This window comes from Planotetraspora kaengkrachanensis (assembly GCF_016862895.1).
Classification (GTDB): domain Bacteria; phylum Actinomycetota; class Actinomycetes; order Streptosporangiales; family Streptosporangiaceae; genus Planotetraspora; species Planotetraspora kaengkrachanensis.
Map to the genome: position 1 here is coordinate 197,447 of NZ_BONV01000010.1, position 14,215 is coordinate 211,661.

Consider the following 14,215-nt stretch of genomic DNA (forward strand, 5'->3'; position numbering starts at 1 on the left):
ATTCCGATCCGCGTAGCATCATCGGGCATGGGGTCGCCGACGAAGTCCACGGGCGCACGATGCGCCGTCGTCATCACGGCGGTGGCGCTCGCGGCGTCCGGCTGCGGGATCCTGGGCGGCGGATCGCCCAGGAACCTCGACGTGATCAGCGTGTCGAGCCCGCGCTTCCGTGACGGGGCGCCCCTGCCGCACGGCTACTCCTGCGACGGCGGGCTGGGAAATCCTCCCCTCCGCTGGTCGGGCACGTCGGGCGCGAAGTCGGTTGCCATAGTCGTCGACGACAGCAGTGCGAGGAGCAGCGCGGTGAACTGGGTGGTGTTCAACATCGACCCGAACACCACCGAGCTGGCCGAGAACGGCGTCCCGAGAGGGGCGAGGCAGGGTCAGGCGTCGAACGGCAAAGTCGGGTATACGCCTCCGTGCCAGACCGACGGCAGTTACCGTTTCACTGTCTACGCGCTGGACGCGAAGCTCGATCTCAAGCAGGGAGCGCCCCTGGCTGAGACGCTGGAGCACATCGCCGATCACACCATCGCTCGCGGACGCCTCACGGCGGACGACATCGAGTGACATGCTGAACGCCGGAGGTAGTCGTGCTACACCAATCTTCGCCTAGGGTGTGACAACGGTCATTGTGGTCAAGCAGAATCGGATCCAATTGCTGAGCGCAGGTGGTCAAAGGGGGCAGGTCGCGTCGATGGCCGCGCGATCTCACCGGCGCCGCAGGCAGGCCATGGCCTTGAAGGTGGTGTTATGACTGCGGTCATTATGGGCCTCGTCGCCGTCGTGCTCTTGGTGCTCGTCGTCGTGGCTCTGGGCATGCGCTCGATGAACCGCAGGGAGAGCGCCCTATCTTCCGAGCGGTTGAAGGCGATGGCGGAGAACAAGGGCCCCAAGCCTCGCCGTCCTGCTGAAGAGACGTTCTTCGAGAGCTTCCCCCAGGGCTTCGACGCCTTCGAGGAGAACTCCGACAAGGAGAAGACCGCGGCCAAGCCGCGCCCCGCGGCCAAGCCCGGAGGCCGGCAGGCGGCGCGTCCCGCGCAGCGCAGCGGGGGCAAGCAGCCCGCCGCTCCGCGCGGCCGTCGCGGTGTCGACGAATGGGGCGAGTCGGACGACTACGACGACGACTACTGGAGTCGCGTGCGCGCCGACGACGGCGGCTTCAGCGGCCCCGGTGCCCGGCCGGCGACCCCTCGTCCCGCGGGCAGGCCGGCGGGCGACGCCCCGGCCAACGCGCAGGCGGCGACCCCGTCCCGGGCCACCGACCCCGACGCCGTCACCGTTCAGGCTCCGCTTCCGCTGCGCGCCGCGTCCGACCGTCCGAGCGGCCGCAAGCGGGCAACTCCCGCCTCGGCCGCCGCCGAGCAGAAGACCGTGGCGTTCTCCGCGCCGACCCCCGATGTCCTCGGCGGGCTCGGAACGCCCGCGTCCGGCCGCTCACAGTCCTCCCCCTCCGGGGACGCTTTCGACGCGAGCCCGTCGACCGGGTCGTTCGACGCGATCCCCTCCGCGGCCTCGTTCGACGCGAGCCCCGCCACCGGATCGTTCAGCACGGCACCTTCGGCGGCGTCTTTCGACGCGAGCCCCGCGACCGGATCGTTCGGCACGGCCCCCGCGGGCGACGCCTTCACCCCGCCGTCCCGTCCGTCGGGTTCGGCCTCGTCCCGGTCCGGCAGGTCCGGCAGGTCCTCGCGGTCCGCCCGCCGTTCCGCGGCGAGCTCCGCCGACACGGGCGCCGGTCGCGCCGGCGGGTCCTTCGAGGCCCCCCTCGGCACCGGGCCGCTGGCCGGCGGCTTCGACGCGACGTCCTCGCAGGCTCCCGCCGCCGGGTCGTACGGCACCGGCACAGGCTCGTTCGAAACGAATCCCGCCACAGGGCCGTACCCCACCGGCACCGGCTCGTTCGACGCGCCTGCCCCCGGGTCCTACAACACCGGCACGGGTTCCTTCGGCCCGGCTCCCGCGCCCGGGTTGTACACCACCGGCACAGGGCCGTTCGAAACGCTCGCTCCGGCCCCCGCGCCCGGGACCCCCGCCCCCGATCCGCTGACCTCGGCCACCCCGTCCGCGCCCGGCACGGGATCCTTCGACAGCTGGACGGCGTACGAGGCACCCCAGAGCAACGACTCCTACGACCTGCCCCCCGGTTCCAGCGGCCTGTTCACGACCGCGGACACGGGCCCGTCCTACACGGTGCCGCCGACCGTGCCGCCCGTCACCCCGATCCCGCCCACCCCGGCGCCTCCCGCCCCGAGCGAGACCTCCTGGCCTGCGACCCCGGCCGCCTCGCCGTCCTGGTCCGGTGTTCGCGACATCTTCGACGACCCCGAGCCGGCGCGCGGCGGGGGCAGCAACACGACCTGGCCCAGCGTCGAGAGCTACCAGCAACCGGCCGCCCAGCAGCCGGGCTACGACGGCTACTCCTCGTATCAGAACGACCCGGGATACTCCACCGGGACCTCCTCCTACGAGGTGAGCGCGGGGTGGGCGACGATCGAAGACGCCGACTCCGCGGCCGGGCCCACGGGCGCCCCCACGGGCCCGGGGCACACGGTGTCGCCGTACGAGTCGGCGGGGTACGACGTGCCCTCCGGTCAGAGCCCTTACGGCTACGACCAGCAGCAGGGGCAGCCCGGCGGCAACGGCCCGCAGTCGTGGCCGGAGCCGGAGCAGCAGAACGCGGGCGGCAGCTGGCCGTCCTACGACGAGCTCTACGGAACCGCCCAGCAGTCGACGAGTTCGCGCAGGGGCAGCCACCGTCAGCCTGACTCCGAGCCTGACTATCCCGACTATTACCGGTGATTTTCCGCCGGCTTGCCTGAGCTGCGGGCGACCCCTGTCATAGGGTCGCCCCATGACACAGAGTAGTCAGGCAATTTCAAAGCGCTATTGGAGGTCGGTACTCCAGCACGATGTGCCGGCTTCTCTCGTGGTCTTCCTCGTGGCGGTGCCCCTGTCAATGGGCATCGCCGTCGCCTCCGGAGCCCCGATAGCAGCCGGTCTCGTGGCGGCCGTCGTGGGCGGTGTGGTCGCCGGAGCGCTGGGCGGATCGGTCGTCCAGGTCAGCGGACCGGCGGCCGGTCTGTCGCTCGTCGTCGCTCAGCTGGTCCACACCTACGGCTGGCGGGCCACCTGCATGATCACGCTCCTCGCCGGTCTGCTCCAGCTGCTCCTGGGCGCGTTCCGGGTGGCGAAGGCGGCGCTGGGCGTCTCCCCCGCCGTCGTACACGGCATGCTCGCCGGGGTCGGCGTGGTGATCGCACTGTCCCAGCTGCACATCGTGCTGGGCGGCCAATCCCAGACCTCCGCGTTCGAGAACATCATCGAACTGCCGTCGCAGATCGTGAACAACCACAGCCACGCCGTCCTGGTCGGCCTCCTGACGATCGGGGTGCTGCTCGTCTGGTCCCGGGTGCCCCGGCTCAGTGTGGTGCCCGCGCCGCTCGCCGCACTGGTCATCGCCGCCCTGACGGCCGCGGTGCTCGGCTGGGACCTGACACGGGTCGACCTGTCCGGCGGCTTCTCCTCCCTGGAGTCCCCGATACTGCCGCAGGGCGACTGGCACGCCATCGCCGGCGCCGTCATGCTCGTCGCCCTCCTCGCGGGCGTCGAGTCGCTCCTCACCTGCGTGGCCTCCAACCGGCAGCACGACGGCCCGCGTGCCGACCTCGACCGGGAGCTCGCGGCGCAGGGCGTCGCCAACGTGGTGTCGGGCGCCCTCGGCGGCCTGCCGGTGTCCGGCGTGGTCGTGCGCACCACGGCCAACGCCAGGGCGGGGGCGCGCAGCCGCTGGTCCACCGTCCTGCACGGCGTGTGGGTGCTGCTGTTCACCGCCGGATTCGCGTGGATGATCGCCCTTATCCCGCTCGAGGCCCTGGCGGCGCTGCTGCTGTTCATCGGCGTGCAGATGGTCAACCTCGGGCATGTCCGCAACCTGCGCAGCCACCGCGAGATGCCCATCTACTTCGTCACCATGGGCGGCGTCGTGGTCGTCGGCCTCGCGGAGGGCGTCGCGCTCGGCCTCGGGCTGGCCGCGCTGCTCGCCCTGCGGCGCCTCGCCTGGATCTCCGTGGTGGCACGGCAGGCGGGCGACCGCTGGCGCGTCGTCGTCACCGGATCTCTCACCTTCCTCGGCGTGCCCCGCCTGGCCGAGGCCCTCGCGAAGATCCCGCCGGGTTCGGCGGTGGAGCTCGACCTGAACCTCGACTTCATGGACCACGCGGGCTTCGAGACGTTGCACGCCTGGCGGCAGGAGCACGAGCGCGGCGGCGGCACGATCGACATCGACGAGATGCACGGCGAGTGGTACGCCGCTGCCGTCAGCGGCGCCCGCATGCTGCCGGCCAGGACACCGCCGAAGCACGAGCGCTTCTGGCTGCCCTGGGCCTACCGTCGCCACGTCGTCGATCCCGTACGTCAGGCCGACAGCCCGTGCGCCTACGACGAGGTGTGCGAGAACGGCCCCGACGGCGAGCACGCGGCGGACGGGGCGCAGGCCGTGCCGGACCTGCTGCAGGGGACGCGGGAGTTCCACCGCAGGACCGCGCCGCTGGTCAGGCCGCTCCTGCACAGGATGGCCGGCGGGCAGACCCCCTCCCACCTGTTCATCACGTGCGCCGACTCGCGGATCGTGCCCAACATCATCACCGCGAGCGGTCCGGGGGACCTGTTCACGGTGCGCAACATCGGCAACCTCGTGCCACGCGGCTCGAGCGGCTCGAGCGGCCCGCCCGACGACTCGGTCTGTGCGGCCATCGAGTACGCCCTGAAGGTGCTTCAGGTGCGGACGATCACGGTGTGCGGCCATTCGGGCTGCGGCGCGATGTCCGCCCTCATGAGCGAAGCGCCCGAGTTGCCCGCGCTGCGCAGCTGGCTCAAGCACGGGCACCGGAGTCTGGCCAGGTTCGCCGCCTTCCCCGGGGAGGACGACGACGCCGGCCCGCTTGACCGCCTGTGCCGGGTCAACGTGATCCAGCAGCTGGACAACCTGGAGACCCACCCTCTCGTGAACGAGCTGGTGCGGGCGGGAAACCTGGAGCTCACCGGCCTCTATTTCGACATCGCGGCGGCCCGGGTCCACGTGCTGGACCGGGAGCACTTCTCCGCGGTTCCGGAACTGCGCCGCGGCTGAGCCACCCGTCCGCTCTCAGCTGAGCCCGTCCGCTGATCGTGAAAACACGGCGACACGGTCGTCCGGTCTCGCGAAGGATGGGCTCATGAGAGTTCTGATCATCGGTGGTTCGGTGTTCCTGGGCCGTGCGATCGTGGCGGCGGCCCTGGCCCAGGGACACGAGGTCACGACGTTCAACCGGGGCGTGAGCGGGCCCGGCCTGCCGGGCGTGCGGGCCGTGCACGGCGACCGGGAGGTCCCAGCGGACCTCGATCGGCTGGTGGACGGGCGGGAGTGGGACGTCGTCATCGACGTCTGCGGGTACACGCCCGCCCACGTCCTCGAAGCGGTACGGCGGCTGTCCGGGCACGCCGGCCACTACACGTTCATCTCCACCATCTCGGCCTATCCGGACTTCCCGGCGAAGCACGGCGTGGACGAGACCTTCCCGCGGCACGAGTGCCCGCCCGACGCCGACGCCGACTTCGGCGAGTACGGCGTGCTGAAGGCGGGCTGCGAACGGGCGGTCGAGGGATACTTCGACGGACCCTCCCTCATCGTCAACCCCGGCCTGATCATCGGGCCGTACGAGAACGTGGGCCGCCTGCCGTGGTGGCTCACCCGGATCTCCAAGGGCGGCCGGGTTCTCGCGCCGGGCGATCCCGACCTGCCCATCCAGCTCATCGACGCCAGGGACATCGCGGCCTTCACCGTCGCCCAGTCGGAGAAGGGCACCACGGGCCGTTACCTCACCGGCGGCGTCCCCGCGAACGCCACCTTCGGCAGCTGGCTGACCGACTGCGTGGAGGTCACCGGCTCCGGCGCCGAACTGGTGTGGGCGGACGACCGGTTCCTGCTCGACCACGAGGTGGGGCAGTGGACCGAGCTTCCCCTGTGGCTGGCCCAGGGCCCGGAGACCGAGGGCGGCTGGACGCACTCGTCGGCCAAGGCGCTGGCTGCGGGATTGACGTGCCGTCCCATCACCGAGACCGTCAGGGACACCTGGGCCTGGCTGAAGGACGTCCCCGAGGACGAGCGCAGCTTCGGCAACCGGATGTTGCGGCACGGCATCGACCCGGGGAAGGAGGCCCGCATCCTGGCCGACTGGGACGCGCGCGCCTGAGCTCAGGCTGACGGCAGGCGGGCGGCGATGCCGTCCAGGAGGCGGTCGAGCCCGTAGGCGAACCGGTCCCCCACGTCGACATAGTCCTGCCCGCCCTCCGTCAGCATCCTCGCGACCATGGGAAAGCGCCCGCTCGCGACCACGGACTGCAGGTAGGGGACCTGCAGAGTCATCCACTCCATCAGGTCGAGGCCCGTACGGCGCAACGCCTCGGCCTCGGCCAGCTCGCTCTCCACGAATCCGTTGACGTAGGCGAAGACCGTGCCGATGACCGTCAGCATCTCGTTGAAGCTCAGGCCGAGACCGTCGACCATGCGCAGGGCCGTGTCGAGCATCCGTACCCGGTTCGGGCTCGGCTGCTGCCGGGTGCCCGACAACGGGGCGATCCACGGGTGGCGGAGGATGACCTCGCGGACCCGGCCGGCCAGCCCGCGCAGGTCGGCCCGCCAGTCTCCGGACAGGTCGAGGTCAGGCGGGGTGTAGTCCGCCACGACGGCGTCGATCATCAGCTCGATGACGTCGTCCTTGCCCGAGACGTATCGGTAGAGGGACATCGTCCCGGCCCCGATCTCGGTCGCTAGCCGGCGCATGGAGATCGCGGCCAGCCCTTCGGCGTCGGCGATCCGGATGGCCGCCTCCGTCAGCTGCGCGCGGCTGAACGCCGGCCGCGGTCCCCTGGCGGGACGCTCCGGCCGCATCCAGAGGTTCTCCCGACTCGTCATCCTCACCGTCTCCCGCTCTGCCTGGTCTGAACTGCTACCACACCTCCGCGGCCTGATGAGACCTCGACAGTGTCACCGGCCAGATATTGCGTACGACGTATCCAGTAAGTAGTCTCGCATTCATAAACCGAGTACGTCGTACTCGGTATTGTGGTCACACGAGGGGACCCGGTCAGTGGGCGTGTCGCTTGTCGCCGTGGACGAGTTCGAGGCTCCGGGAATCGGCATCTTCGACTTCCCGCCGCTCTGGGACGGCGCACCGCACTGGCTGAACAAGCCCGTCGTCATGGCGGCGGCCGGTGTGATCCTGGTGTGCGCGCTCGCGTGGGCCGCGTTCGCCTCTCCGAAGCTGGTGCCGCGCGGCATGCAGAACGCCGGCGAGTACGTCTACGAGTTCGTGCGCGACCAGGTGGCCCGGCCGTTCCTGGGCAGGGACGCCGAACGCTGGATGCCGCTGCTGCTGAGCCTGTTCGCGCTGATCCTCGTCTGGAACTTCATGGGGGTCGTCCCCGTCCTGCAGTTCCCGGTGAACTCGCACATCGAGTTCCCGGTGATCTTCGCTCTGGTGGTCTACGTGCTGAAGATCTACCTGGGCATCAGGCACCAGGGGCTCGGCGGCTACTTCAAGAACATGATGTTCCCGCCCGGCCTGCCGAAGCCCCTCGCCATCGTCCTGTTCGCCCCGCTCGAACTGCTCTACAACTTCGTCACCGCGCCGTTCACCCATGCCGTACGGCTGTTCGCCAACATGTTCGCGGGGCACCTGCTGCTGGCGTTCTTCAGCGCGGCCGGCTTCTGGTTCCTGATCGCGCATCCGACCCTGCCGGGCGCGACCGTCGGCATCCTCAGCGTGGTGACCGCCGTCGCGATGACGGGCCTGGAGATCTTCATCCAGTTCCTCCAGGCGTTCCTGTTCACCATGCTCGCCGCCATGTTCATCGGCGGCTCCCTGCACCCGGAGCACTGACTCCCCCGGGCGAGGCCGCCGGTCAGTCGAAGGTGAGCTGCTCGGTGCGCCGGGGCATCAGCAGCAGCGCGCCCACGCTGAGCACGGCGACCACGATGAGCGCGAGGAACGTGTGGTGTGCCGCGTCGTAGAGCGCCCGGCGGACGAACGCGCCCACGGCGGAGTCGCGGACCGCCGAGCCCTGCCCTCCGAGCACCAGGCTGGTGGCGTCGACGCTCTTCGGGAGGTGACCGGCGACACCGGCCGGAGGGTGGGCGAACCGGTCGGCCAGCGTCGCGTTGGAGACGGCCCCCAGCACGGCCGCCCCCACCGCGCTGCCGATGGAGCGGCAGAACATGTTGGTCGCGGTCACCACGCCGCGCCTTTCCCAGCCGACGACCGACTGGACGGCGACGACGGTCGGGCTGGACGACAGGCCGAGGCCCGCCCCGACGATGAAGCACGCCACGGCCACCTGCCACACCATGGCGTTCTGCGCGAGCAGCCCGCACAGGACGGCACCGGCCACGATGAGCAGGCTGCCGACGAGCGCCGTGTCCCTGAAGCCGATGCGCATGTAGACGCGTCCCGACAGGGCGGCGGCGATGGGCCACCCGATGGTGAGCGCGGCCAGCGCGAAGCCCGCCACCAGTGCCCCGGTGCCGAGCACCCCCTGCACATAGGTCGGGATGTAGGAGCTCAGCCCGATCAGGAGCGCGCCGACGCCCACCGCGACGAGATTGCCACCCGTGAGCGTGCGGTTGCGGAAGACCCACAGCGGCAGGACCGGCTCGGCCGCTTTCCGTTCGACCAGCACGAACGCCACCAGCAGGACGACGCCCACCACGAAGATGACCACGCTGGGCACCGAGGTCCAGCCCCACGCGACCCCGCCTTCGAGCAGGCCGAGGATGAGGAGGGACGATCCCGCGATGAGCAGGGACGCCCCCGTGTAGTCGATGCGGTGCGAACCCGGTGTCACTTTCTCCTTGAAGCGCCGGGCGATCATCCACATCGCGACGGCGCCGAGGGGCAGGTTGATGAAGAAGATCCACCGCCACGACACGTACTCGGAGAACACGCCGCCGAGGGTCGGCCCGAGGACCGAGGCGACGCCCCAGACGCTGGCGACGTAGCCCTGCACGCGGGCCCGCTCCTCGACCGTGTAGAGGTCACCGATCATCGTCATGCTGATCGGCTGGACCGCTCCGGCGCCGATGCCCTGGACGGCGCGGAACGCGATGAGCGCGGGCATGCTCCAGGCGAACCCGCACAACACCGAACCGATGAGGAATGCGGCGATGCCGAGCAGGATCACCGGCTTGCGTCCCGCGATGTCGGCGAACTTGCCGTACAGCGGGACAGTCACCGCCTGCGTCAGCAGATATATCGAGAAGAGCCAGGGGAACTGGGAGAAACCGCCGAGGTCGCTGACGATGGACGGCACCGCGGTCGCGATGATCGTGCTGTCCAGAGCCACCAGTCCGGTGGAGAGCATGACGGCGGCCAGCACCGGTCCACGCTCCGAACGGAGACCGATGCCCTTCGAGATCGTTGTTGCCACGTGGGGAGGTTCTCCTTGCGGGTCGAGCACGAAATCACGAACGGACTCGTCCACCTGAGGGCGCACTCGTCCCGACAAGCGCCAACTCCGGCCGCACCTTCCGCATTCCCCGGCGGCCAGGTCAGGTCCCCCGACCTGGCCGGCGGGGCTACCCCTTCACCGGCGGAACGGGCGTGACACCGCGGGCGATCGCCATCATCGGTTTCGTGAGATCGGGCGTGGCCCAGATCCGTACGCCCAGGCCGGGCCGGATCACCCACAGGAGCATCCGGCCCTTGTCCATTGATCTGTCCGCCCGCATGACGCGCCCTTCCAGCGCCGGGACTCCCCGCACCGCCGTCTCGTGCACGTCGAAGAGGTGTTCGTCGGTCGGCCAGCTGACTTGGCGCAGGCTCTGGAGGTTCTGTGCGCGAGGCCCGCGTACGACCTCCACGGACAGGCTTCCGCCGTCGTTGCGGTTGAACCACCGGCCCTGACCGTCGTTCACCCCATGTACCTCGCCGGAGGCGTCCCGCAGGTCGTCGGGCATGTAGCCCAGCCGTACGCCCGCGAGATCGTGGTCCCACGGCACCCGGAGAGCGAGCGCGATCTGTTCGAGGTACTTCCCGGCCGAGGCGGATGTCGTCACCCGCAGCACCAGATGCTCGTGCTCCACCCAGACCAGGTCGTCGTGACCGGCCGACATCATGCCGCTTCCGCGCCGGAGCCAGGTGTTCCCTTCGGGGATGGCGAGCAGAGCGCCGAGCGCCGTGCGGTCGGGCACCGGTTCGCCGGGCCGGTAGACCGTCACCTGGATCGAGCGGTCGCCCTGGGACCAGCGGACGGCCTTGCCCGTCAGTTCGTGGTCGATGACATCGAACGCCACGGGTGCCCCGAACCCCGTGGGCAGCCCGCGAACCTCGACACCGTCGACGCGATCGAGGCCCTCCGGCAGGTGAGTGATCCGCTCGTCAGGGACCTCTGGCTGGACCCGGAGGCCCGCGGCGATCCTGTCCAGGTCGTCCTTCAGCGACACCGAGGTCATGACCCTCAGCACGAGACCCGGCTCGGCCACCCACATCCGATCGGTACGGTCGGGGGAACTGACGTACCCGTCGTTCAGGGTCGACTCATCGGCGCCGGGCAGGATGTTCAGGGCAAGGATGTCCTGGACGTCCTCGACTGAGCGCTCGGTCCGGTAGACGGAGACCTGGACGAACCGGTTTCCCTCAGACCACATCAGCGCCTTTCCCTGGAGGCGGACCGTTCCCCGCCGGTCACGTTCCTTGAGCGGCAACGCTTCGGGCTCACCCAGGTCGTCGGGCAGATAGCGGACGTCGACTCCGTCGATCGTGGCGACGGGTCTCACGGCCGCCGTCCGATCCGCTCGCTGGAACGCCACGAATGCCGGTACGGCTCCCGCCACGAGGAAGACGGCGGCCACGGTGGCCACGAGCCTCAGCCGGCGGTGCCTCCTGTGTCGCGAGAGCCGTACGACCTGGTCGACCAGATCCGGCGCGGCCCGCAGCGAGTCGGTCTCCTCCGTCATGGCCTGGCGCAGTTCGTCCTCAAGCGTCGACATTCGTGACCACCTCCCGGTCCACCAGCACGCGCAGCCGCGCCAAGGCCTTGGATGCCTGGCTCTTGACCGTCCCGACGGAGCACCCGAGCACCTTCGCCGTCTGGGCCTCGGTCATGTCCTCCCAGAACCGCAGGACCACCACCGCCCGCTGCCGGGGCGGCAGGGCACGCAGGGCGTCGAGCAGAACCTGCCGCAATTCGATGTCCCTCCGAACGAAGGGCAGGTCGGGCGGGGAGTGCACGGGGATGAACCGCAGAACGGCACGGCGCCGAGCCCGGCTGATCGCCAGATTGACGATGATCCGCCGGACGTACGGTTCGGGATCGGCGTCCCCGCGCAGCCGGTGCCAGTTGCGGTACGCCCGCTCCAGCGCGCTCTGCAGCACGTCCTCCGCCTCGGCCGCGGATCCGCACGTCAGATGTGCCGTACGCAACAGAGCGGTGGCCCGTGCCGCCACGAACTCGGCGAACCCCGCGTCGGGCGGGGTCATGGTGCTCCCAGGGGACTCATGTCCTTCACGTACGCATGATCACGTCAAAAGGTTGCCTCCGGATTCAGCCGAGATCGGTCTGTCATCAGATGACGCCCCTCCGGACGACAAGCCGGTACGGCGACCTCGCCGTCCACGAGGCCGCCGTACCGGTCACCCATGACCGAGGGCGAGTGCCCGGCTCAGACCAGCACGGGCTCCGGGGACCACAGTCCGTCGATCTCCTGCTCCGCTGCGGCGAGGCTCTTGTTCGCCAGCGGGATCAGCTCGGCCATGGCGGGCGTGACCTCCGCGAGCGTGAGTTCGGCCGCGATGAAGCGCGGCTCCAGTCCGGTGACGGAGAGGCCGTGCGGCAGCCACGGCTCGGCGTGGTCCCAGCCCTCACGAGGCGCGCCCGGGGTGTAACCGCCGCCCCGGCTGGCGACCACGACGAAGTCGCGTCCGCCGAGCAGGCCGGTCATGGTCGCGGGGTCGAACGACAGCCCGCCGGCGATGATGTGGTCCACCCAGGCCTTGACGCTGCTCGGCGCCCCGTAGTTGTACAGCGGGAGCCCGAGCACGATGGCGTCGGCCTCCTTCACCTCGTTGACGAGCACCTCGGTGAGTGCCCACGACGCCGCCTGCGCGGGCGTGTGCTGATCAGGCGGAATCATCCTGGCCAGTCCCCCGGCCGCGTCGAGGTGCGGCAGAGGTTCAACGCCCAGGTCCCTGTACGTGACGGTCCCGCCGGGATGCCTGGCCTGCCATACGGCGGCGGCGCGGGCGCTGAGCTTACGGCTGACGGATCGGTCGCCCTGGATGCTCGAGTCGATGTGCAACAGGTGAGTCATATCACTGACCTTCCATAGATGGTTTGTGTTGCATCAATGATTAGCGCTCCATGCATGGAACGTCAACTCGGCTAGAATCGACCCCATGGCCTCCCTGCCCGTCGTCAACCAGCCGGTGCATCGGTCAGGCGCGCTGCTCGACCAGCTGGCCCGCCGTGTGCGTCTGCGCTCCGAGTCGGTGCTGGCGCCGCTCGGCCTTCGTGTCCGCCACCTCATCGCCCTCACGGTGCTGCGGGACCGCGGTGGCTGCACGCAACAGGCGCTCGCGACCACACTGGAGATTGACGGGACGAACATCGTCGGCCTGCTGAACGACCTCGAAGCCGAGAATCTGATCGCACGGCGGCGCTCGCCAGAAGACCGCCGCCGCCACGTCGTCGAGCTCACGGACGCCGGCGCCAAGCGGCTCGCCAAGGCGGAGTTCGCGCTCGCGGCGGTCGAGGACGAAGTGTTCGCGGCGCTGAGCGACGCACAGCGGGAGGCGCTCTACGGGCTGCTCCAGCAGGCTCTCGGCACCGGCGACGACGGCTGCGTGGCCGCGATCGACTAGGCCCTTTTCGACGCCCTCCTGTCGGCAGCGCGGACGGGAGGGCGGGGTTGCGGTGATTCACGCCAAGGGTTGCACCGGACGAAGGAGGGCTGGGAGCTCCAGTTCGCCACGAACCACCTCGGGCATTTCGCCCTCGCGCTCCGCCTCCACGACGCCCTCGCCCAGTCCGGAGACGCCCGGATCGTCTCGGTGAGCTCGAACGCGCACCGCGTGTCGCCGATCGCCTTCGACGACATCATGTTCGAGCGGCGGCCGTATGAGGGATGGTCGGCGTACGGCCAGTCGAAGACCGCCAACGTCCTGCTCGCGGTCGAGGCGGCCAGGCGCTGGGCGGCCGACGGCATCACGGCCAACGCCCTCCTGCCCGGCGGCATCCGCACCGGCCTCCAGCGCCACCAGACCAGCGCGGCGGCCCAGGAGATCTTCGACAACTACGACTGGAAGACCCCCGAGCAGGGCGCGTCCACCTCCGTGCTGTTCGCCGCGTCCCCGCTCGTCGCGGGAGTCGGCGGACGGTACTTCGAGGACAACGACGTAGCCGAACTCACGGCGGACCTGCATGCGGAAAGCGGCGTGCGCGCCCATGCCCTCGACCCCGTCGCCGCCGAGCGACTGTGGGAGGTCTCCCTGGAACTGATCGGCCGCTGACCGCGACGCCGAAGGGACCGCACCCGGCCGCGGCTCGCCCTATCCGCACCGCGAATCGCGTGAGCGCGGAGGGCGGCTCACTCGGGGAGGTGACAGACGGCCTCGACGTTGTTGCCGTCCGGGTCGCGCACGAAGGCGCCGTAGTAACCCGCGTGATACTCGGGCCATACGCGCGGCTCATGCAGAATCTCGGCACCGGCGTCGACCGCGATTCTGAAGAATTCATTCACCGCAGCCCGATCGGGTGCGGCGAACGCGATGTGCGACTCGCGGAAGCCGTCACCCGTCGCCTTCTGCCCGAGCCAGAAGTCGGGTTTCTGCGCGACGCCATAGCCGATCACACTGCCGAAATCCATCAGACGCCGACCGCCGAGCGGGGCGAGCACGGCGTCGTAGAACGCGGCGCTGGCGGCCACGTCGGCGCATTGAATAGCTAAATGATCAAGCATTCGGCCATTGTGTCAGACACGCTGAGGCCACGCAGGGCGCAGGCTCTTTTCCAATGGCCGTACACAGCCGGCGATTCCCGTAGCCGCGTGCCCGAACTCTCGGCACACGGGTGATTTAGGTTGAACCGCATGAACGTCCACAGACGCGCCTACCTTCCGGCGCTGTCCTGATTGCCGGGAACACAACATCGTGCGCGAGGGCGACTTCGTATGCGTCTTCTG

At 69.9% G+C, this 14,215-nt stretch carries 13 protein-coding genes; 7 read left to right on the forward strand and 6 right to left on the reverse strand.

All coding sequences use genetic code 11. From position 1 onward, the window contains the following. The first annotated feature begins 27 nt into the window (after positions 1-27). From Pka01_RS14435 to Pka01_RS14450, 4 genes are all read left to right on the forward strand, one after another. The gene (locus Pka01_RS14435; RefSeq protein WP_203883230.1) at positions 28-570 is read left to right on the forward strand and encodes a YbhB/YbcL family Raf kinase inhibitor-like protein; all 543 of its coding nucleotides are present in this window, start codon (positions 28-30) and stop codon (positions 568-570) included. 183 nt (positions 571-753) lie between these two features. After that, complete coding sequence (locus tag Pka01_RS14440; protein WP_203883231.1) at positions 754-2,802, forward strand: hypothetical protein; 2,049 nt, start codon at positions 754-756, stop codon at positions 2,800-2,802. Between the two features lie 52 nt (positions 2,803-2,854). Beyond that, a complete protein-coding gene (locus tag Pka01_RS14445; RefSeq protein ID WP_203883232.1) occupies positions 2,855-5,131 on the forward strand; it encodes a SulP family inorganic anion transporter in 2,277 nt (758 codons plus the stop codon). Positions 5,132-5,216: 85 nt separating this feature from the next. Beyond that, positions 5,217-6,233, forward strand: a complete 1,017-nt coding sequence (locus Pka01_RS14450) for an NAD-dependent epimerase/dehydratase family protein (protein ID WP_203883233.1) — start codon at positions 5,217-5,219, stop codon at positions 6,231-6,233. 2 nt (positions 6,234-6,235) lie between these two features. Here Pka01_RS14450 and Pka01_RS14455 read toward each other — a convergent pair whose 3' ends face one another. After that, positions 6,236-6,955, reverse strand: a complete 720-nt coding sequence (locus Pka01_RS14455) for a TetR/AcrR family transcriptional regulator (protein ID WP_203883234.1) — start codon at positions 6,953-6,955, stop codon at positions 6,236-6,238. Positions 6,956-7,130: 175 nt separating this feature from the next. Between Pka01_RS14455 and atpB the strand changes: the two genes are divergently transcribed. Next, complete coding sequence (gene atpB / locus Pka01_RS14460) at positions 7,131-7,922, forward strand: F0F1 ATP synthase subunit A (RefSeq protein WP_239114974.1); 792 nt, start codon at positions 7,131-7,133, stop codon at positions 7,920-7,922. Between the two features lie 22 nt (positions 7,923-7,944). Here the strand turns inward: atpB and Pka01_RS14465 are convergent, their stop codons facing one another. The 4 genes from Pka01_RS14465 to Pka01_RS14480 all read right to left on the reverse strand — a co-directional run bounded on the left by Pka01_RS14465 (position 7,945) and on the right by Pka01_RS14480 (position 12,346). Next, positions 7,945-9,465, reverse strand: coding sequence for an MDR family MFS transporter (locus tag Pka01_RS14465; protein ID WP_239114975.1), 1,521 nt, complete (start codon positions 9,463-9,465; stop codon positions 7,945-7,947). 148 nt (positions 9,466-9,613) lie between these two features. Next, positions 9,614-11,026: a hypothetical protein gene (locus Pka01_RS14470; protein WP_203883235.1), complete on the reverse strand. Its 1,413-nt coding sequence runs from the start codon at positions 11,024-11,026 to the stop codon at positions 9,614-9,616. Beyond that, positions 11,013-11,516: a SigE family RNA polymerase sigma factor gene (locus Pka01_RS14475; RefSeq protein ID WP_203883236.1), complete on the reverse strand. Its 504-nt coding sequence runs from the start codon at positions 11,514-11,516 to the stop codon at positions 11,013-11,015. The genes Pka01_RS14470 and Pka01_RS14475 overlap by 14 nt, the downstream gene beginning before the upstream one ends. A 182-nt stretch (positions 11,517-11,698) precedes the next feature. Next, on the reverse strand, positions 11,699-12,346 hold the full coding sequence (locus Pka01_RS14480) for an FMN-dependent NADH-azoreductase (RefSeq protein ID WP_203883237.1): 648 nt from the start codon (positions 12,344-12,346) through the stop codon (positions 11,699-11,701). An 85-nt stretch (positions 12,347-12,431) separates the two neighbouring features. Here Pka01_RS14480 and Pka01_RS14485 point away from each other — a divergent pair, with 85 nt between their 5' ends. Together Pka01_RS14485 and Pka01_RS14490 are read left to right on the forward strand one after the other, a co-directional pair. Further along, entirely contained in the window at positions 12,432-12,896 is a 465-nt protein-coding gene (locus tag Pka01_RS14485; protein WP_203883238.1) for a MarR family winged helix-turn-helix transcriptional regulator, read from the forward strand. A gap of 69 nt (positions 12,897-12,965) precedes the next feature. After that, the gene (locus Pka01_RS14490) at positions 12,966-13,544 is read left to right on the forward strand and encodes an SDR family NAD(P)-dependent oxidoreductase (RefSeq protein WP_203883239.1); all 579 of its coding nucleotides are present in this window, start codon (positions 12,966-12,968) and stop codon (positions 13,542-13,544) included. A gap of 77 nt (positions 13,545-13,621) precedes the next feature. Here Pka01_RS14490 and Pka01_RS14495 read toward each other — a convergent pair whose 3' ends face one another. Continuing rightward, positions 13,622-13,993 (reverse strand): VOC family protein, encoded by a 372-nt coding sequence (locus tag Pka01_RS14495; RefSeq protein WP_203883240.1) that lies wholly within the window; start codon positions 13,991-13,993, stop codon positions 13,622-13,624. Positions 13,994-14,215 lie beyond the last annotated feature (222 nt).